The 19976-nt window shown below is 70.5% G+C and carries 16 protein-coding genes and 1 tRNA gene; 6 read left to right on the top strand and 11 right to left on the bottom strand.

What is annotated here, in order from left to right; all coding sequences use genetic code 11:
- Positions 1 to 10: 10 nt before the first annotated feature.
- Together M1203_RS11895 and M1203_RS11890 are read left to right on the top strand one after the other, a co-directional pair.
- Positions 11 to 739 (top strand): response regulator transcription factor, encoded by a 729-nt coding sequence (locus tag M1203_RS11895; protein WP_249949557.1) that lies wholly within the window; start codon positions 11 to 13, stop codon positions 737 to 739.
- Positions 736 to 2130: a HAMP domain-containing sensor histidine kinase gene (locus M1203_RS11890; RefSeq protein ID WP_249949556.1), complete on the top strand. Its 1395-nt coding sequence runs from the start codon at positions 736 to 738 to the stop codon at positions 2128 to 2130. Before M1203_RS11895 ends, M1203_RS11890 begins: the two co-directional genes overlap by 4 nt.
- 181 nt (positions 2131 to 2311) lie before the next feature.
- Here the strand turns inward: M1203_RS11890 and M1203_RS11885 are convergent, their stop codons facing one another.
- The 4 genes from M1203_RS11885 to M1203_RS11870 form a co-directional block, all read right to left on the bottom strand.
- On the bottom strand, positions 2312 to 3730 hold the full coding sequence (locus M1203_RS11885) for a GH1 family beta-glucosidase (protein ID WP_249949555.1): 1419 nt from the start codon (positions 3728 to 3730) through the stop codon (positions 2312 to 2314).
- A gap of 200 nt (positions 3731 to 3930) precedes the next feature.
- A complete protein-coding gene (locus tag M1203_RS11880; protein WP_249949554.1) occupies positions 3931 to 4863 on the bottom strand; it encodes a carbohydrate ABC transporter permease in 933 nt (310 codons plus the stop codon).
- Positions 4864 to 4872: 9 nt separating this feature from the next.
- On the bottom strand, positions 4873 to 5892 hold the full coding sequence (locus tag M1203_RS11875; protein WP_249949553.1) for a carbohydrate ABC transporter permease: 1020 nt from the start codon (positions 5890 to 5892) through the stop codon (positions 4873 to 4875).
- 3 nt (positions 5893 to 5895) lie between these two features.
- Positions 5896 to 7230 carry an ABC transporter substrate-binding protein gene (locus M1203_RS11870; RefSeq protein WP_249949552.1) on the bottom strand — a complete coding sequence of 445 codons (1335 nt, stop codon included), beginning with the start codon at positions 7228 to 7230 and terminating at the stop codon, positions 5896 to 5898.
- Positions 7231 to 7443: 213 nt separating this feature from the next.
- On the opposite strand from M1203_RS11870, the gene M1203_RS11865 reads away from it, so the two are divergent.
- Complete coding sequence (locus tag M1203_RS11865) at positions 7444 to 8598, top strand: LacI family DNA-binding transcriptional regulator (RefSeq protein WP_249949551.1); 1155 nt, start codon at positions 7444 to 7446, stop codon at positions 8596 to 8598.
- 338 nt (positions 8599 to 8936) lie between these two features.
- Here M1203_RS11865 and M1203_RS11860 read toward each other — a convergent pair.
- From M1203_RS11860 to M1203_RS11850, 3 genes are all read right to left on the bottom strand, one after another.
- A tRNA-His gene (locus M1203_RS11860) sits at positions 8937 to 9009 on the bottom strand.
- Positions 9010 to 9097: 88 nt separating this feature from the next.
- Complete coding sequence (gene orn, locus M1203_RS11855) at positions 9098 to 9703, bottom strand: oligoribonuclease (protein ID WP_249949550.1); 606 nt, start codon at positions 9701 to 9703, stop codon at positions 9098 to 9100.
- Positions 9704 to 9713: 10 nt separating this feature from the next.
- Positions 9714 to 10934 (bottom strand): GlxA family transcriptional regulator, encoded by a 1221-nt coding sequence (locus tag M1203_RS11850; protein WP_249949549.1) that lies wholly within the window; start codon positions 10932 to 10934, stop codon positions 9714 to 9716.
- Between the two features lie 1116 nt (positions 10935 to 12050).
- Between M1203_RS11850 and M1203_RS11845 the strand changes: the two genes are divergently transcribed.
- A complete protein-coding gene (locus M1203_RS11845; protein WP_249949548.1) occupies positions 12051 to 12572 on the top strand; it encodes a universal stress protein in 522 nt (173 codons plus the stop codon).
- Between the two features lie 281 nt (positions 12573 to 12853).
- A complete protein-coding gene (locus tag M1203_RS11840) occupies positions 12854 to 13432 on the top strand; it encodes an acetate uptake transporter (protein WP_249949547.1) in 579 nt (192 codons plus the stop codon).
- 133 nt (positions 13433 to 13565) lie between these two features.
- Here the strand turns inward: M1203_RS11840 and glmS are convergent, their stop codons facing one another.
- From glmS to M1203_RS11825, 3 genes are all read right to left on the bottom strand, one after another.
- A complete protein-coding gene (gene glmS, locus M1203_RS11835) occupies positions 13566 to 15395 on the bottom strand; it encodes a glutamine--fructose-6-phosphate transaminase (isomerizing) (RefSeq protein WP_249949546.1) in 1830 nt (609 codons plus the stop codon).
- Between the two features lie 78 nt (positions 15396 to 15473).
- Entirely contained in the window at positions 15474 to 15749 is a 276-nt protein-coding gene (locus M1203_RS11830) for a hypothetical protein (RefSeq protein WP_249949545.1), read from the bottom strand.
- Positions 15750 to 15899: 150 nt separating this feature from the next.
- Positions 15900 to 16823 (bottom strand): DUF4429 domain-containing protein, encoded by a 924-nt coding sequence (locus M1203_RS11825; protein WP_249949544.1) that lies wholly within the window; start codon positions 16821 to 16823, stop codon positions 15900 to 15902.
- A 130-nt stretch (positions 16824 to 16953) separates the two neighbouring features.
- On the opposite strand from M1203_RS11825, the gene M1203_RS11820 reads away from it, so the two are divergent.
- Entirely contained in the window at positions 16954 to 18696 is a 1743-nt protein-coding gene (locus tag M1203_RS11820; RefSeq protein ID WP_249949543.1) for a beta-N-acetylhexosaminidase, read from the top strand.
- A gap of 100 nt (positions 18697 to 18796) precedes the next feature.
- On the opposite strand, the gene M1203_RS11815 is transcribed toward M1203_RS11820, so the two are convergent.
- Positions 18797 to 19972, bottom strand: a complete 1176-nt coding sequence (locus tag M1203_RS11815; protein ID WP_249949542.1) for an acyl-CoA dehydrogenase family protein — start codon at positions 19970 to 19972, stop codon at positions 18797 to 18799.
- Positions 19973 to 19976: the final 4 nt, after the last annotated feature.

Raw genomic sequence — 19976 nt, 5'->3', positions numbered from 1 at the left:
GGTGCCGCCCATGCCCAGTGTGCTCGTGGTCGAGGACGACCAGTTCGTACGCTCCGCCCTCATCAGGCACTTGACCGAGGCCTCCCACACCGTGCGGAGCGTCGGCACGGCTCTGGAGGCGCTGCGCGAGGTGGCCCATTTCCGGTTCGACGTGGTTATTCTCGACCTCGGTCTGCCCGATCTGGACGGCGCGGAGGCGCTGAAGATGCTGCGGGGCATCACCGACGTACCGGTGATCATCGCCACCGCGCGGGACGACGAGGCGGAGATCGTACGGCTGCTCAACGACGGCGCCGACGACTACCTCACCAAGCCGTTCTCGGTGGAGCATCTGGCGGCCAGGATGGCGGCCGTACTGCGCCGTTCGCGCGCCGGCGCCGGTGAGGCCACACCGCCGCGCGTCATCCGGGTCGGCGGCCTCTCGATCGATCCGCTGCGCCGCCAGGCCGAGTTGGACGGGGCACGGCTGGATCTGACCCGGCGAGAGTTCGACCTGCTGACGTTCCTCGCCGGGCGCCCCGGGGTGGTCGTGTCACGCAAGGAACTGCTCGCGGAGGTGTGGCAGCAGTCGTACGGCGACGATCAGACCATCGACGTCCATCTCTCGTGGCTGCGAAGGAAACTCGGTGAGACGGCGGCCAGGCCGCACTATCTGCACACGCTGCGGGGCGTCGGGGTGAAGCTGGAGCCGCCCGTGCCGCCCGTCCCCGAGGTGTCCGTGTCCGAGCCGCCCGTATGAGATGGGCCCTGGTGAAGGTGGCCGTGGCCGTGACGGTCATGGTCGTCGTGGCCTTCGCCGTCCCGCTCGGACTGGTCATCAAGGAGATGGCCAGGGACCGCGCGTTCTCCAACGCCGAGCGGCAGGCCGCCGCCATCGCCCCCACCCTCTCCATCACCACCGACCGCGCGCAGCTTGAGCGGGCCATCGCCTCCACCAACGCCGGTGCCGAGGGGCGGATGGCCGTGCATGTCCCGGCCGCCCCGGGGCCGGCGTCCGGCCGGCTGGACATCGGGCGCGGCCGGGCCGCCGAGAAGGATCTGGCGACCGTCCAGCGCATCCCCCGCGCGGCCATCGCCGAGGTCGGGGGCGGGTCCGCACTGCTCCAGCCGACCGCCCTCGGCTCCGGCCAGATCGCGATCGTCGAGATCTACGTTCCGCAGAACGAGGTCTCCAAGGGCGTCACCACCGCCTGGCTGGTGCTCGCGGGCGTGGGGCTCGCGCTGATCGTCGGGTCCGTCGCCGTCGCCGACCGGCTCGGCGTGCGGATGGTCGAGCCCGCCCAGCGGCTCGCGGGCGCCGCGCACGCGCTGGGCGAGGGAAAACTCGGCGCGCGCGTCCCGGAGGAGGGTCCCGCGGAGCTGCGGTCCGCCGCGATCGCCTTCAACTCCATGGCCGACCAGGTCGTCGGGCTCCTCGCCAACGAGCGGGAACTCGCGGCGGATCTCTCGCACCGGCTGCGCACCCCGCTCACCGTACTGCGCCTCAACGCCGCGTCCCTGGGCGAGGGACCGGCCGCCGACCAGACCAGGGCCGCCGTCGCGCAGCTGGAGCGCGAGGTCGACACGATCATCCGTACCGCCCGTGAGGCCAAACCGCAGACGGTGGCCGCGGGCCCGGCCGGCGGGTGCGATGTCTCGGAAGTCGTCAGAGAGCGGATGGACTTCTGGTCGGCGCTGGCGGAGGACGAGGGCCGTACGGCGCGGGTCGCGGGCATCGGCCGTCCCGTACGCATCCCGGTCGTCCGCGCCGAACTGGCCGCCGCCCTCGACGCGTTGCTCGGCAATGTCTTCCGCCACACCCCGGAGGGCACGGCCTTCTCCGTCGATGTGCACAACGGGGAGGACGCCGTGATCGTCCTCGTCTCGGACGCGGGCCCCGGAATCGCCGACCCGGAGGCCGCACTCGCCCGGGGCAACAGCGGCGGCCGGGAGGGCTCGACCGGGCTCGGTCTGGACATCGTGCGCAGGGTGGCCGAGTCGACGGGGGGCGACGTACGGATCGGACGCTCGGTGCTCGGCGGTACCGAGGTACGGATCTGGATCGGCCTCGACGGATGGCGTGCCGCGGACGGGCCGCGCCGGGGCCACCGGCTGAGGCGCCGCGGACGCCGCGCGAGTCCGGACCTTTAACGGCTTCCGATGCGCCCCTTAAGCGCGCCCTAAGAACAGCGGCCCCTGCCCGGAATGGGTCCTCCGTCGGGAGCGGGGCGGCTAGCGTGCTGGTGTCAGCACCCGCACCCACACCGCGCGCTCCGGCCGGAACACAACCCCCCACCCCGGCCGGGGCGCGCACCCCCCCGCTCGACCGGCGTCAGCCGATGGGCACCTCCGGCAGCACCCCCGTACCGGCCAGCCGGGCATACCACCGCGCGCTCGACTTCGGCGTACGGCGCTGCGTCTCGTAGTCCACATGGACCGCGCCGAAGCGCTTGCCATAGCCGTACGACCACTCGAAGTTGTCCATCAGCGACCAGAGGAAGTAGCCGCGCACATCGGCGCCGTCGGCGATCGCACGCTGTACCGCCGAGAGATGGCCGTGCAGATAGCGGATCCGGTCCGGGTCGTGGACCGCGCCGTCGGCGTCCGGCTTGTCGGCGTACGCCGCGCCGTTCTCGGTGATCATCAGGGGCAGCCCCGGCGCCTCGCGCGTATAGCGCAGCAGCAGGTCGTACAGCCCGCTCGGATCCACCGACCAGCCCATCTCGGTCAGTTCACCGGGCGGCTGGTGGAAGACGACGGATTCCGCGCCGGGCCAGGGCGAGTACTCGCTCGCGCCATGGCCGTCCTGACGGCTCCCTCGGCCGGCGTCCTGGTCGCTCTCGGCGGAGACCACCGAGGGCTGGTAGTAGTTGATGCCCAGCGAGTCCAGCGGCTGCCTGCACAGGGCCTCGTCGCCGGCGCGGACGAACGCCCAGTCGGTCAGCCGCGCGGTGTCCGCGAGGAGATCCTCGGGGTACGCGCCGGTCAGCATCGGGCCGGTGAAGACCCGGTTCGCCAGGGCGTCGATACGGCGGCGCGCGTCCCGGTCCTCGGGCGACTGCGTACGGGCCCGGACCGCCGCCGGATTGAGGCTGACCGAGACCTGGCCGCTCGCCGGGAGTACGGAGCGCAGGGCCTGGGCCGCGAGGCCATGGCCCAGGTTGAGATGGTGCGCGGCGCGCAGGGCGGCCACCGGGTCCGTACGGCCGGGGGCGTGCACCCCGGATCCGTAGCCCAGAAAGGCGCTGCACCAGGGCTCGTTGAGGGTCGTCCAGCGCCTCACCCGGTCGCCGAGCGCCTCGGCGACGGTTCGCGCGTACTCCGCGAAGCGGTGCGCCGTCTCGCGCTCGGGCCAGCCGCCCGCGGCCTCCAACTCCTGTGGCAGGTCCCAGTGGTAGAGCGTCAGGACGGGCTCGATGCCATGGGCGAGCAGATCGTCGACCAGTCCGCGGTAGAAGTCGAGACCGCGCTGTATGGCCGGGCCGCGGCCGGTGGGCTGGACGCGCGGCCAGGAGACCGAGAAGCGGTACGCGTTCACGCCGAGGTCCGCCATCATCCGGACGTCCTCGGCCCTGCGGTGGAAGTGGTCGACGGCGATATCGCCGGTCTCCCCCCGGGCAACCTTGCCCGGGGTATGGCTGAAGGTGTCCCAGATGGAGGGCGTACGGCCGTTTTCCTGGGCCGCGCCCTCGATCTGGTACGCGGCGGTGGCGGTGCCCCACAGGAACCCGGGCGGAAAGGTGTCGGACATGATGCGGCTCCCGTTGACCGTAGGGATGAGGGAAAGGAGTGAGGAAGGATGTGAGGGACAAGGGGCACGGGCCCCACGAGGACCGGCCGTAGGGGTACGGGCCCCACGAGGCCGGCCGTACGTGGACCGGCCGTCGGGGCACGGCCCCGCGAGGCCGGCCGTACGTGGACCGGCCCCACGAGGACCGGCCGTATGGGCCGTCAGCCCTTGACCGCGCCCTGCATGATGCCGCCGACGATATGTCTGCCGAAGATCACGAAGGCGATCAGCAGCGGCAGGGTGCCCAGCAGCGCGCCGGCCATGATCACCGACTGATCGGGGATATAGCCGCGGCCGAGCCCGGTCAGCGCCACCTGCACCGTGGGGTTGCCGTTCTGGGTCAGCGCGATGATGGGCCAGAAGAAGTCGTTCCAGGCCATCACGAAGGTCAGCATCCCGAGCACGGCCATCGCGGGCCGCGCGGCCGGGAAGACCACATGCCACACCACCCGCCAGCTGCTCGCGCCGTCCACCCGGGCCGCCTCGATCAGCTCGGTGGGCAGCGCCCCCGTCAGGTACTGCCGCATGAAGAACACCCCGAACGCGCTGACCAGGGTGGGCAGGATGACGGACTGGAGCTGATCGGTCCAGGACAGCTCGGCGATCAGCATGTACAGCGGTACGACACTGAGCTGCGGCGGCACCATCATCGTGGCTATCACCAGCAGCAGAAGCAGATTCTTCAACCGGAAGCGCAGCTTGGCGAAGGCGAAACCGGCGAGCGTGGAGAAGAGCACCGTGCCCGCCGCGATCGCCCCGGCGACGATCGTCGTATTGAGCAGTGCCGTGCCCATGTTGGCGTCGGTCCAGGCGATTTCGAGGTTCTTGAAGAGGTTTCCGCCGAACCAGAAGGGCGGTGGGGTCTGGGCGAGCCGGGTGTTGTTGCGGGAGGCCGCGATCGCCGTCCACACCAGGGGAAAGAGCGAGCCGGCGGTGAAGAGGATCAGTACGGCGTGGGTGATCCGCCCGCCGTGGAGGTGCCGCCCCGCGCCCTTCCTGTTTCCGCCGCGGGTGGTGTCACCGGTCGTATCACCGGTCGGGCGACGGGTGGTGTCGCCCGTCATGTCGCCGGTCCGTGAAGTCGTCGTCGCCATCTCTCTCCCCTACGCGCTCTTGCGGAGACGGCGGGCGATGATCCAGTTCACCGCGCCGATGACCAGCAGGATCAGGAACATCGTCCAGGCGATCGCCGAGGCCCGGCCGAGATGCAGATTCACCCAGCCCTGCTCGTACAGATACAGCCCGAGCGTCTGGAACTGGTGATCCGCCCCGCCCGTCGCGCCCGCGCCGCCGTTGAACAGCAGCGGCTCGCCGAAGAGCTGGGTCGCGCCGATCGTCGAGACCACACAGGTGAACAGGATCGTCGGCCGCAGCGAAGGGACGGTCACATGGAGGAACTGCTGCCACCGCGACGCCCCGTCCAGCGCCGCCGACTCGTACAGATCGTCCGGGATGGCCTGCATCGCCGCCAGATAGATCAGCGCGTTGTAGCCGGTCCAGCGCCAGATGACGATCGTGGACACCGCGAGCTGTGAGGTCCAGGTGCCGTTCTGCCAGTCGACCGGATCGATACCGATCAGTCCGAGCACCCAGTTGATCATTCCGTAGTCGCGACCGAAGAGAAGGACGAAGACAAGCGTCGCCGCCGCCACCGAAGTGGCGTACGGAGTGAGCACCGCGACCCGGAAGAACATCGAGCCGCGCAGCCGGTAGTTGAGCAGATGCGCGATCCCCAGCGCGATCAGCAGCTGCGGAACGGTCGACAGCACCCCGATGGTGAGGGTGTTCTTCAGCGCGTTCCAGAAGAAGTCGTCGCTCAGCAGCCGGGAGAAGTTCCGTAGCCCCACCCACTCCATGTCGGTGGGCGCGGTCAGTTCCACCCGGTGGAGCGAGGCCCAGCCGGTGTAGAGGAGCGGGAAGAGGCCGAAGGCCAGGAAGAAGACGAAGAACGGGGCGATGAAGGCGTACGGGCTCCACCGCACGTCGCGGCGGTACCAGCGGCTGCGCCGCTCCCGGCGCCGGTCGTCCCGCTCCCCGTCCCCTCGCTGTTCCCGCCACCCGGAGACGGGCGCCGTGTCCCCGACACCTGTCTCCGGGACGGCGGGGGCGTCACTGCTTGCCATCGGTCACTGGTCCAGTGCGTTGTCGATCGCCTTGACGGCCGCGTCCCAGCCGTCCTTGGAGGATGTGCCCTTCTGGTCGACCTGGAGCATGCCGATGTCGGCCAGGTTCTGGGCGATGATCAGGTCCTTCGGACCGACGATCTGGACCGGTACGCCCTGGGCGGCGGCGGAGAAGATCTCTCCGATGGGGGCGTTGTCGAAGTACTCGTGCTTGGCGCCGGACACGGCGGGCAGCGCGTACGCCGCCTGGGAGCTGGGGAAGCTGCCGCGCTTCGCGAAGAACGTGGCCTGCTGTTCCGGCGCGGTCAGCCAGGCGACGAGCTCGGCCGCCTCCTTCTTGTGCTTGCCCGCCTCGGGCACCACCAGGAAGGAGCCGCCCCAGTTGCTGGGCTTCGGCGCGGCGGCCACGTCCCACTTGCCCTTGCCCGCGGCGCCGGACTTGTCCTGGATATAGCCGAGCATCCAGGCCGGGCAGGAGACGGTGGCGAAACCGGCGTTCGCGTACCCCTGGTCCCACGCCGGTGTGAACTGCTGGAGTTTGGCGGTCAGTCCCGCCCCGGCGAACTCCGCGGCGATGTCCCACGCGTTCCGTACGGCCGGGTTGGTCTTGTAGACGACCTTGCCGTCCTTGTCGTAGAAGCGGTTCGCCTCGCTGCCGGTGATGGCGGCCATGACGCCGCTCGCCGAGTCCACGAAGGCCGTTCCCTTGGGCGCCTTGGCCTTGAACTTCTTCCCCGCGTCCAGATACTTGCGCCAGTCGCCCGCCCACAGCGCGCCGACCGACGCGCGATCGGTGGGGAGCCCGGCCGCGGCGAAGAGATCCTTGCGGTAGCAGATGCCCTGGGGGCCGATGTCGGTGCCGAGCCCTATGGTGCGGCCGTCCTTGTTGGTGGCCTGCGACCACTTCCACGGCAGGAAGCTGTCCTGCCGTACGCCACCGGTCTTGCCGAGGTCCACGAGCTTGTCCGCCTGGGTGGCGGTGACCTCGGCGATGTTGTTGACCTCGACGGCCTGGATGTCGGCGAGTCCGCTGCCGCTGCCGAGGTGAGTGAGCAGCTGCGGGTAGTAGTTCTCGTTGCGTTCGATGGACGTCTGCTTGATGACGATGTCGGGGTGGAGCTTCATGTACTGGTCGTAGAGCCCGGCCTCCTTCAGGCCGAAGGCCCCGAAGACCCCCACCGTGAGCGTGGTCTTCCCCTCGCCGCCGTCCCCACCGCCGCCCGTGGCGCTGCCGGAGGGGCCTTCGCTGTCCTGGGCGCAACCGGCCAGGACTCCGGCGGTGAGCGCGGCGACGGCGGCGAGAACCGCCATCCGGGACGAGCGAGTACGTGTACGCATGACGTCCTCCTAGTGCACCGACATGCCCGGTTCTCCGGCCCTCGTGGCCGGCCGGGCGTGGTCGGGCAGCGTGCGGGGCATGAATGGGTCGGGTACGGTGGGAGCGCTCCCATGTGTGATGTGTTGAAGCGTCGCGGGTCCCTGTAGGGGGTGTCAAGGGACCGGGCTGGACTCGGGTCGGATTCCACGGGACGGATTCATGGGGAGGCGGAGATGACAGCTCGGACGGCCCGGGAGGCGGCTGAGGCCCGTACGGCCCGTGCGGCCGGTACAGCCGGTACGGCCCTGCCGGCGCGGCGCCGCGGGAAGCCGCCCACGCTCGAAGAGGTGGCGGCGCGCGCGGGCGTCGGGCGCGGCACGGTCTCCCGGGTGATCAACGGCTCGCCGCGGGTGAGCGACCGGACCAGGGCCGCGGTGGAGGCGGCGATCGCCGAGCTGGGGTACGTACCGAACCGCGCGGCCCGCGCGCTCGCCGCGAACCGCGCCGACGCGATCGCCCTGGTGGTGCCCGAGCCGGAGGCGCGGTTCTTCGCCGAGCCCTACTTCTCGGACATCGTCAGCGGGGTGGGCGAGGCGCTCGCCGAGACCGGGATGCAGCTGCTGCTCACCTTCGCGGGCGGCGCGCGCGAGCGCCGCAGGCTGGCGCAGTACCTGGCCGCGCACCGGGTCGACGGGGTGCTGCTCGTCTCGGTCCGCGCGGACGATCCGCTGCCGGACCTGCTGGCCGGGACAGGCATCCCGACGGTCATCAGCGGACGCCGCTCGGCGGCCGAGTCGCTGCCCTCGGTCGACTCCGACAACGCCGGGGGCGCCCGTACGGCCGTGACGCATCTGCTCTCCAGGGGCCGCCGTACGATCGCGACGATCACCGGCCGGCTGGAGGTCTACGGCGCGGCCTGCCGCCTCGACGGCTACCGCCGGGCCCTCACGGAGGCCGGCCACGCGCCGGACGAATCGCTGATCGCGGTGGCCGACTTCACGGAGGAGGGCGGCCGCCGGGCGATGCGCGACCTGCTGGCCCGCAGCCCGGACCTGGACGCGGTCTTCGCGGCCTCCGACGTCATGGCGGCCGGCGCCCGCCAAACCCTCCGCGCGGCGGGCCGGCGCATACCGGAGGACGTGGCGCTGGTCGGCTTCGACGACTCGGCGATAGCACGCCACATGGACCCGCCGCTGACGAGCGTCCGGCAGCCCATCGAGGAGATGGGCCGGGCGATGGCGCGGCTGGTCCTGTCGGAGATCGCGCGACGGTCCCCGGGGTCCGGGGAGACGGCGTCCGGCGAGGCGGAGGCGGGGGAGACGCGAGCCGGGCGGGGCCCGCAACAGCTGGTGCTGCCGACGGAACTGGTGGTACGGGGGTCGTCCTGAGGCTCCGGCTTCGGGGGCAAAAACAGTCCCCGGTAGTGCTGCGCGTGTCCTGAAGCTCCAGTCGTCACTGCTGCCTCGGTATCGCGCCGGCTTGCCGGGGGCCTAAACCACTTCCTGTCCCAGTCACTCCGCCGACCAGACGTCCTCACCGACTTTGTGGCTCTTCCGGTGTTGTGGCTCTATTAACCAGCTTCCACCACATATGGGCTGAGTCAATATGATGTGGGTGATTTTTTCAGTATCCGGTGCTCGCGGGGATCGCAGCGGCACCGGCGAGGGTGGAGACGAAGATCGCCCCCGGTCCCTGTTCTCACAGGTCACGGGGGCGATCTTGTAAGGGTGAGTAACGGGACTTGAACCCGCGACATCCTGGACCACAACCAGGTGCTCTACCAGCTGAGCTATACCCACCAAGGGCCGGTCTTCGTTCCCTACCGGCCGAGAAAAAGTGTACAGGGTCCGCGAGGGTGCTCGCGCCCGGATTCCGGGGCCGGGGTGGTCAGCCCTCGGGGAGCAGTACGTGCTTCGCGGCGATCTGCTTGGCCGTGTCCGAGTCCGGGCCCGGCTGGGGTACGAAGACCGCCTCGCGGTAGTAGCGCAGCTCCGCGATGGACTCGCGGATGTCGGCCAGCGCGCGGTGGTTGCCGCTCTTCTCCGGGCTGTTGAAGTAGGCCCGCGGGTACCAGCGGCGGGCCAGCTCCTTGATCGAGGAGACATCGACGATGCGGTAGTGGAGGTAGCCCTCCAGCGTCGGCATGTCGCGGAGCAGGAAGCCCCGGTCGGTGCCGACCGTGTTTCCGCACAGCGGGGCCTTGCCGGGCTCCTTCACATGCTTGCGCACGTACGCGAGGACCTGCTCCTCGGCGGCGGCGAGCGTGGTGCCGCCCGCCAGCTCGTCGAGGAGTCCCGAGGCGGTGTGCATCTGCCGCACCACCTCGGGCATGGTCTCCAGCGCCGCGTCCGGCGGGCGGATCACGATGTCCACCCCTTCGCCGAGCACGTTCAGCTCCGAGTCGGTGACCAGCGCGGCCACCTCGATGAGTGCGTCGTCCGTCAGCGAGAGCCCGGTCATCTCGCAGTCGATCCACACCATTCGATCGTTCATGCGCCTTACCCTACGGGGCGCTCCGCTGACCGGGCAGACTCGGACGGCCCGGACCTGTCGCGTACATGTCGGAGCCCGTCTTTCCGTGCTCCGTCACCGACGCCGACGCCGCCGCCTGGCCGGGCGTGCTGGCGGCTGCCGCCGCCCGCCTGGAGTGCGGGGACGCCTGGGCGGGGACGACCGACTCCATGACCCCGTGAGGCATGGAATCGCCCTGCGGCCTGCGGGCCCGGTAGGCGGACCGGTAGGCAGCGGGGGACGAGCCCAGCTGGCGCCGGAAGTGGCCGCGCAGCGCCACCGGGGAGCGGAAGCCGCAGCGGCCCGCGACCTCGTCGACCGAGTAGTCGGAGGTCTCCAGCAGCCGCTGCGCCTGCAGCACCCGCTGGGTGATCAGCCACTGCAGCGGCGCGCTCCCGGTGAGCGAGCGGAACCGCCGGTCGAACGTACGGCGGCTCATGTACGCGCGGGCCGCGAGCGTCTCCACGTCGAACTGCTCGTGCAGATGCTCCAGCGCCCAGGCCACGACCTCGGCGAGCGGGTCGGAGCCGATCTCCTCTGGTAAAGACCTGTCCAGATAGCGCTCCTGGCCGCCGCTGCGCCGTGGTGGTACGACCAGTCTGCGGGCGAGCGCGCCCGCCGCCTCCGCGCCATGATCCGTCCGGACTATGTGCAGACACAGATCGATTCCGGCCGCAGTTCCCGCGGAGGTGAGCACATCGCCGTCATCGACGAACAGCTCTCTCGGATCCACATGGACGGACGGATAACGCTTGGCGAGCGTCGGCGCGTACATCCAGTGCGTGGTGGCCGGCCGGCCGTCCAGCAGACCGGCCGCGGCGAGCACGAACGCGCCGGTGCACAGACCGACGATCCGCGCGCCCTCTTCATGGGCACGGCGCAACGCGTCCAGTGCCTCCGGCGGTGGCGGTGATGTGATCGACCGCCAGGCCGGTACCACCACCGTGCCGGCCCTGCTGATCGCCTCCAGGCCGTACGGCGCGGTGAGTTCGAGGCCGCCGGTGGTGCGCAGCGGCCCGTCCTCCCCGCCGCAGACGAGCAGGCGATAGCGGGGAACCCCGGCGTCCTGGCGGTCGATTCCGAACACGGAGAGCGGGATGGAGCTCTCGAAGATGGGGCCGCCGCTGAAGAGCAGCACGGCGACGACTTCCCGGCGACGTCTGCCGGAAAGTTTGCGTGCTGACTCCGTTACGGCAGTGGAGTCCTGGCTCATGGTGCTAAGCCCCCCTCGGTGTTCGCGTCTCCCCGTTCTTGTCGGGCCTCTCGCTCCTGCACGATTCCCCTCGGTTTTGCACGGGTCCCCAGCCTTCGATACTCATGATCGAATCTACTGTGTCCCGTGGTGCCGGCGTGACAAGTTCTCCAACCGGCGCTATGTCGACAAGGCAACTTGGCGCGAAGCATTCGATCACGAAGCGTTCCACTCGGAAGCCGAGAGTGGAAGTGGGCCTCGCATGCATGGCCCGTCCCCGTAGGGTGCCAAGGACCGGTGCGGTCCTTTCTTCCCTGGTGGCAAGGGGGTTGGCAGGCCATTTCACCAAGGGTTCTACTCAAGCGCGAAGTTGGCTGAAAAGCGATGGGTGCGTCGGTGTGACGCACTCAGTCTCCCGGCGCACACCTTCCGCGTACGCGCGAGCCCCGGCGCGCCCCTTGGGAGCTCCGGGAGTGACGGCTTCCGGACGTTGCGTACGTTACGTACAACCTGGCCTCCTCCGGGCGCCGCCGGGCGGCGGCGCGTTCGGACCGGCGCGGCGGCAGCCGGCGGATCACGGTCATCGCGACGGGGCCGGCCGCGCCGCCGCCGTGCCGCCGAAAGGCGCGCCGCGAGGACCACCGGGACCAGCGGACAGCCGAACGCCGCGGAGCCGACCAACTCCGTCCGCCGGCTCCGCTGCGGGCCGTGCGGCGAGCACGACGGGGCCCGGCGGGCGCCGGTACGGCCCCGCGCGATGCGCCCCATCATGCGCCCCGGGGTGCGCTCCGTGGCGCGCGGGCCCGGCGGCGACAGCCGGGGCCCGTGCGCCGGGTGGTGCGGGCGGGGGCGCATCATGGGACCGGGGGCATGGCCGATGGCCAACGGGGAGCGGAGCCGTCCGGTTACTCCGGGTCCACCCGGGAACGGCTGTAGCGGCCATCCGGCATTGCCATCCGGGGCGCCCTCGTGCATGCTCCCTGGAACGCCGCGTGTGGGGCGCCGCGCTCTGGGCATGAGAGGAGTGCCGCCGTACCCTTTGGGGTATGGGCTTGGGAAGATGATTCCCGGACACAGCTCCCCCTGTCACGCCACTTGTTGATCCTTCTCAAGAGGACTTCCTTCGCCGAGACACCCATGGCCGGTCACGAAATCCCAGAACCCGTAGACCGCGAGCAGGTAGCCGACCCGCTGTCGGGCCTGCAAGCGGCGGAACAGACGCGCTCATCCTGCGATCCCGCCTTCCGCCACGGAGTCGTTGTCGGCTTCGACGGCTCGACGTCGAGTGAGCGGGCCCTCGCCTACGCCATCGGCATGGCCAGACGGCTGGGCTCGGGTCTGATCATCGTCCATGTCGCCAACCGGCTGCCCACCACGGTCTGGGCGGGCTGCGAGCCCCCTGTCTTCGTGGATGTGCCCGATCACCGCACGGAAGTGCTCGGGCTCGAACTGGCCTGCGCGGACTATCTCGCCGAGGTGCCGTGGATCCTGGTCGAGCGCGGCGGCGACATCTGCCATGAACTCGAAGAGGTCGGGCAGGAGTACTCCGCCGACGCGATCGTCGTCGGATCCACGCACGGCATCGTCGGGCGGATCTTCGGGTCGGTTGCGGGGCGGCTGGCGCGGCGCGCGCAGCGGCCCGTCGTGGTGATCCCGTAACTGCCGTAACTGCCGTAACTGCCGTAACTCCTCGCGAACTTCTGTCACCCCCTTGGGGGTCACGGTCCCGGCGCGTGCCGCCGTCTCCGCTCGCGAACCCTCTGTTCCCGCAACCCTCCCTGTGCGTAAGGCCCGTTGGCGTCAACCGGGCGCTGACGCCGTGTCAACTCCCTTGCCCACAGTGTGAATCTACTCACAGGTAGAGGTGGATTGCGTCCTTGTGAAGGGTACATATCGGCCGCTGGGACACAGCACCACGCACATCGTGAAGGGAGCCCGCCGTGGACAACACCGTCTCCGCGGGAAGTGCTACTTCGACCTGGGTCCTGGGCCATCTCGCCCTGGGCCTCACCCTGCTCGCCTTCGGAATCGGCCACACCGGCGTCGTCGAGGGAGTGACGGCGGTCGCCGCCGTCACGCTCGCGCTCTACGTCGGAGGCATCGCCCTCTTCCTCGCCGGACTGCTCGAATTCCGCGCGGGTGACTCATTCACCGGTACGGCCTTCGCCGGTCTTGGCGCCTTCTGGTTCACGTGGGGGATGGGAGTCGGCCATCAGACCTCCGCGGACGCCGCGGGCCTCTTCCTCGTCCTCTGGGCGCTCCTGGCCTTCAGCCTGGCCGTCGGCGGCGCGGGCGCGGGGCCGCTGGTGCAGAGCGCGTACGGACTGTTCTGCGTCGGGCTGCTGCTGCTCGCCGTGGGCCAGTTCGCCGACAGTACGGGTCTGACCAAGGTCGGCGGCTGGTTCGCCGTCGTGGCGGGCCTCGCCTCCTGGTACGCGGCGACGGCCGCGCTCGCCAAGTGGCCGACCGCCCTGCCGCGCCGTCGTGCTGCCGGCCGGGGAGTGACGGCCACCGGCTGAGGCAGCCGCGGGCCGGCGCCCAGGGCAAGCGCCGGCCCCTTCGGGGAGCGCCCCCAGCGCGATGGGTGGCACGCGCTGGGGGCGCTCTCGCCGTACGGACCCCCGCGCACCCGCGAGCAGGCGGGGCGGGCCGCTACTCGACCGTCACGGACTTCGCGAGGTTACGGGGCTTGTCGATGTCCCGGCCCAGCGCCAGCGCCGTGTGGTACGCGAGCAGCTGGAGCGGGATGCCCAGCAGGATCGGGTCCAGCTCCGTCTCGTTCTTCGGTACGACGATGGTGTGGTCGGCCTTCTCCTGCGGCTGGTGCGCCACCGCCAGGATCGGGCCGCTGCGGGCCTTGATCTCCTCCAGCGCCGCCCGGTTCTTCTCCAGCAGATCGTCGTCGGGGACGATCGCGACCGTCGGCAGCGCGGGCTCGATCAGGGCGAGCGGGCCGTGCTTCAGCTCCGAGGCCGGATACGCCTCGGCGTGGATGTAGGAGATCTCCTTCAGCTTCAGCGAGGCCTCAAGCGCCACCGGATAGCCCCGTACCCTGCCGATGAACATCATGGAACTGACCTGCGCGTACTGCGCCGCCAGCTTCGCGATGTCATCCTCCGTCGCCAGGATCTCGGCGATCTGGGCGGGCAGCCTGCGCAGCCCGTCGATGATCCGTTTGCCGTCCGCGACGGACAGATCACGGATCCGGCCCAGATGCAGCGCGAGCAGCGCGAACGAGACCACGGTGTTGGTGAAGCACTTGGTGGAGACGACACAGACCTCGGGACCCGCGTGCACATACACCCCGCCATCGGTCTCCCGGGCGATCGCCGAGCCGACGACATTCACCACGCCCAGCACGCGCGCGCCCTTGCGCTTCAGCTCCTGCACCGCCGCCAGCACGTCGTACGTCTCGCCCGACTGGGACACCGCGACATAGAGGGTGTCGGGGTCCACGACCGGATTGCGGTAGCGGAACTCGGAGGCGGGCTCGGCGTCCGCCGGGATCCGGGCCAGCTCCTCGATGAGCTGCGCGCCGATGAGCCCGGCGTGGTACGAGGTGCCACAGCCGAGGATCTTGATCCGGCGTACCCCGCGCGCCTCCCGGGCGTCCAGGTTGAGACCGCCCAGATGCACGGTGGAGAACCGGTCGTCGATCCTGCCGCGCAGCACCCGGTCCACGGAGTCGACCTGCTCCGAGATCTCCTTGTGCATATACGTGTCGTGGCCACCCATGTCGTACGACTCGGCCTCCCACTCCACGGTGGTCGGCGTCGCCGAGGTGCGCGAACCCTCGGTGGTGTACGTACGGAAGTCGTCGGCCTTGAGGGTGGCCATCTCGCCGTCGTCCAGCGTGACGACCTGGCGGGTGTGGGAGACCAGCGCGGCCACGTCGGACGCGACGAACATCTCCTTCTCGCCGATGCCCAGGACGACCGGCGAGCCATTGCGGGCGACGACGATGCGGTCCGCGAAATCGGCGTGCAGGACGGCGATGCCGTAGGTGCCCTCGATCAGCTGAAGCGCCTGACGGACCTTCTCCTCCAGGGTCGAGGCCTGGGAGCGCGCGATGAGATGGGTCACCACCTCGGTGTCGGTCTCCGACCGGAACACCACACCGTCGGCCTCCAGCTTGACCCGCAGCTCCGAGGCGTTGTCGATGATGCCGTTGTGGACGAGGGCGACCTTGCCCTCCGGGTCCATGTGCGGGTGCGCGTTCTCGTCGCTCGGGGCGCCATGGGTGGCCCAGCGGGTGTGCGCGATCCCGGTGGTGCCGGCGAAGCGCTTGGGTACGCGGGCCTCCAGCTCGCGCACCCGGCCCTTGGCCTTGACCATCTTCAGCGCGGCCGGCTTGCCCGCGGCCGGCTTGCCGGTGATGACCAGGCCGGCCGAGTCGTACCCCCGGTACTCCAGCCGCTGCAAGCCTTCCAGCAGCAGCGGTGCCACATCACGCTTTCCGATGTATCCGACGATTCCGCACATACAGTCTCTGCTCCTCCTGGATCACGCTGTCCTGGGTCACGCTGTTCTGGATCGCGGTGCTCCGCACAGTCGGCCGCGTCAGCCGTAGACGATGCGGCGCAGCTGTCGCAGCGAGAGCGCCGGGGGCGCCACCGCGCGGTGCGGCAGCTCGGCCGCGATCCGCTCGAAGATCTCCGCGTTCGTGGACCCGCCCGACTGCATCTCCCGGTGGCGGCGGCGGACGAACTCCTCGGTCGTCTCGTCGAAGTACGCCAGCACGTCGAGCACCACCCGGGCGGCCTCACCGCGCTGGAGCGCGGTGCTGCGGACCAGATGGTCGATGAGGTCGTCGTGTGACGAGCGGCGTTCGAGCACGTGTTGATATTGAACGTGACGAAGGGGGTTTGCAAGAATCCTGCCCGGAATCGGGCAGGATGCTCCGAGAACAGGGGCCGAAAGAGGGACGGGCGGAGCAAGGAGCGGGGATCCGGGGATCCGGGGATCCGGGACGTGGACGACCGAGGATCAGAGCCGCTTGAGGATGGCCTGCTTCGCCGTGCTGAACTCCTCGGCGGTGAGAATCCCCGCCTGGTGCAGCTCGCCCAGCTCCCGCAGCCGCCGCAGCAGGGCGTCATGGTCGTCGCCGCTCGCCGCCGGGCCCGTGGGGTCCGCCGTGTCCGCGGGGTCCGTCGCGGCCTTGGTGAGGCTCGGACGCGAAGCCGGGGTGGCGGCGGGCTCGGCGGCCGTGGCGCGCGGATGGGGCAGCCGGGCCACCACCGCCGCGCCGACCAGTGCCATCAGCGGGTCCTTCCTGAACCCGTACAGATCCACCGCGTGCGGGTCGTACTTCGGCGGGGTGGACACGGGCGCCCTGCTGGTGAGAAAGCGCAGATAGCCGTTCTCCAGACCGGCGCTCGGCAGCCACTCCACCGCCGCCACCTCGCTCAGCGCGAGGGTGCGGGGGCCGCCGGAGGACTTCGACTCCTCCGTCTTCCAGTTCCACTCCAGCCGGATCCGCTCCCCGTCGAAGGTGACGCTCGCGTCGCCCGCGCTCGCGGTGACCGGCAGGGCGGGTCCCGGCAGCAGATAGCCGTCGACGGGTCCTGACTCCACCTGGTCGAGCAGCAGGGCGTTGCGTACCTCGTCGACGAAGTACTCGGCGACCCCCGCTCGGTCCTTGTCGACGGTCAGCAGATACGGGTCGGAGCTGTCGCCCAGCCGGCTTCCGGTGATCTGGAGCAGCGGGTCCGCGCCCTCCCGCAGCCGCAGCCGCAGCCGCCCGGACTTCCGCCCCGCCTCGAAGGAGACCCCCGCCAACGCGCCCAGCGGCACGGCGATCTCACCGAGGGCCTTGCGGAGCAGGCTCACGCCCTTGTCCGTGCCGGGCACGATACGGACCGTGTCCCCGTCGAAGGTCCATGTGCCGGCCTTCTGGATGATTTCCGCCATGCGGGGATTCTTCCATCAGGTGCCCGGAGATTGGTCTACACCTTGACCGACGGTGGGACGTGCGGGTCCCATGGACAGGCCCCAGGCACCGCAGGTGAGTACCCCATCGCCCCGTCGAAGGGACAATCTTGTGAGACAGCACAGCACGTTACCCCGGCTGTTCGGTTCGCTGCTGCTCGTCGTGGCGGCCGGTATCGCCGGTATCGGAGCCGCGCCGGGAGCCGCGCCGGGCGGCGCTTCGGCCGACGCTCAGGGCGGCGCACCAGGCCCCGCCCAGGAGCCCGCCGCGCGCCCGCTCGATCAGATCGTGCCCGCTCCCGCCCAGGTCAGGGCGGGCGGGGCGGCGTACACCCTCACCGCGCGCAGCCGGATCCAGGTCGAGGGCCGGTCGCACGAGGACGCCCGTGAGGCCCGCCGGATCGGCTCGTATCTGGCCGGGCTGCTGCGGCCCTCGACCGGTTACGCGCTGCCCGTCACCGACCGCGGAGGCGAGGGCGGCATCCGGCTGCGGCTCGTCGGCTCCGACGACGACCGTGCCCGTGACCGCGACTCGGGCCGTGACCCCGGCCAGGACCGGGAAAGGGACCGGGAAAGGGACCGGAGGCTGGGCGAGGAGGGCTACCGCCTGGAGTCCGGCCGCGGCGGAGTCACCATCACCGCCCAGGAGCCCGCCGGGCTCTTCCACGGCGTCCAGACCCTGCGCCAGCTGCTGCCCGCCTCCGTGGAGAAGCGGACCGCCCAGCGCGGCCCCTGGACGGTCGCGGGCGGCACCGTCACCGACACCCCGCGCTACGCCTACCGCGGCGCGATGCTCGATGTCTCACGGCACTTCCTGACGGTCGATCAGGTCAAGCTCTATATCGACCAGTTGGCGCTCTACAAGATCAACAAACTGCATCTGCATCTCTCCGACGACCAGGGCTGGCGGATCGCCATCGACTCCTGGCCGCGGCTGGCCACGTACGGCGGCTCCACCCAGGTCGGCGGCGGACCGGGCGGCTACTACACCAAGGCCCAGTACCGGGAGCTGGTGAGCTACGCGACCTCCCGTCATCTGGAGGTGATCCCGGAGATCGACATGCCGGGCCACACCAACGCCGCGCTCGCCTCGTACGCCGAGCTGAACTGCGACGGCGTCGCGCCCCCGCTCTACACCGGTACGGCGGTCGGCTTCAGCTCGCTGTGCGCGCCCAAGGAGGTGACCTACGACTTCGTGGACGATGTGATCCGGGAGGTGGCCGCCCTCACGCCCGGGAAGTATCTCCATATCGGCGGCGACGAGGCCCACTCCACCAGCCACGCCGACTATGTGACGTTCATGGAGCGGACCCAGGCCGTCGTAGGGAAGTACGGCAAGACCGTCGTCGGCTGGCATCAGCTGACCGGCGCCACCCCGGCGCCGGGGGCCGTCGCCCAGTACTGGGGGTACGACGCCACGAGCGCCGCCGAGCGCGCGCAGGTCGCGGCGGCGGCCAGGAAGGGCACCCGGCTGATCCTCTCCCCGGCGGACCGTGCGTACCTCGACATGAAGTACGACAGGACCACCGTGCTGGGCCAGTCCTGGGCCGGTTATACGGAGGTGGACCGCTCCTACGACTGGAACCCGGCCACCTATCTCGCCGGCGCGGGCGTGCCCGAGGGCGCGGTGCTCGGTGTCGAGGCGCCGCTCTGGACCGAGACCCTCGCGACGAGCGACCAGCTGGAGTCCATGGCCTTCCCGCGGCTGCCCGGCATCGCCGAGCTGGGCTGGTCGCCGGCCGCCACGCACGACTGGGACACGTACAAGGTCCGGCTCGCGGCGCAGGGGCCCCGCATGACCGCGCTCGGGATCGACTACTACCGCTCACCGCTGGTGAACTGGCCGACGGGCTGACAGAGCCGAAAAGCGGCGGGCGCCGGGGGCTCTGCCACACCCCGGCGCCCGCTCGCACAGGGGCCGCCACGGCGCCCCGCGCGAGCGGACCGGCCTGGCCTCAGCCCGTCGGGCTCAGATCCGCCAGCCCCAATTCCCGTGCGATCAGCATCCGCTGGACCTCGCTCGTCCCCTCACCGATCTCCAGGATCTTGGAGTCCCGCCACATCCTGGCGACCGGATACTCGTTCATGAAGCCGTATCCGCCGTGGATCTGGGTGGCCTCACGGGCGTTGTCGACGGCGACCGTCGAGGAGTAGAGCTTCGCCAGCGCCGCCTCCTTCTTGAACGGCTCGCCGTGCGTCAGCCGGGAGGCCGCGTCCCGCCAGCCGATCCGCGCCATGTGCGCGCGCATCTCCATGTCGGCGATCTTGAACTGAATGGCCTGGTTGGCGCCGATCGGCCGGCCGAACGCGTGCCGCTCGCGCGCGTACGCCACCGACTCGTCCACACACCCCTGGGCGAGCCCGGTCGCCAGCGCGGAGATCGCGATCCTGCCCTCGTCGAGGATGCGCAGGAACTGCGCGTAGCCCCGGCCCTCCTCGCCGAGCAGATTGGCCAGCGGGACGCGGACGTCCGCGAAGGACAGCTCACGGGTGTCCGAGGCGTTCCAGCCGACCTTCGAGTACGGGGCCGCGACCGTGAAGCCGGGGGTGCCCGACGGGACGATGATCGAGGAGATCTCCGGACGGCCGTCCTCCTTGCGGCCGGTGACGGCGGTGACCGTGACCAGGCCGGTGATGTCCGTACCGGAGTTGGTGATGAAGCACTTGCTGCCATTGATCACCCACGAGTCGCCGTCGCGCACGGCGGTGGTGCGCGTGCCGCCCGCGTCCGAACCGCAGTCCGGCTCCGTCAGGCCGAACGCGCCGAGCAGCTCGCCCGAGCAGAGACGGGGCAGCCACTCCCGCTTCTGCTCCTCCGTACCGAAGAGGTGGAGGGGCATCGCGCCCAGCGAGACCCCGGCCTCCAGGGTGATCGCCACCGAGGAGTCGACGCGGGCCAGCTCCTCCAGGGCGATGCCGAGCGCGAGATAGTCGCCGCCCATGCCGCCGTACTCCTCCGGGAACGGCAGCCCGAACAGCCCCATCCGGCCCATCTCACGGATGATCTCGTAGGGGAACTCATGCCGCTCGTAGAAGTCGCCGATCTTGGGGGCGACAACCTCGTGGGCGAACTCCTCGACGGTGCGGCGCAGTTCTTCGTGCTCGGCGGAGAGCCGGTGGTCCAGGGACATCGAT

It is taken from the genome of Streptomyces sp. 35G-GA-8, assembly GCF_023534745.1.
GTDB lineage: Bacteria > Actinomycetota > Actinomycetes > Streptomycetales > Streptomycetaceae > Streptomyces.
This window is presented reverse-complemented; position numbering and strand designations above follow the sequence as displayed.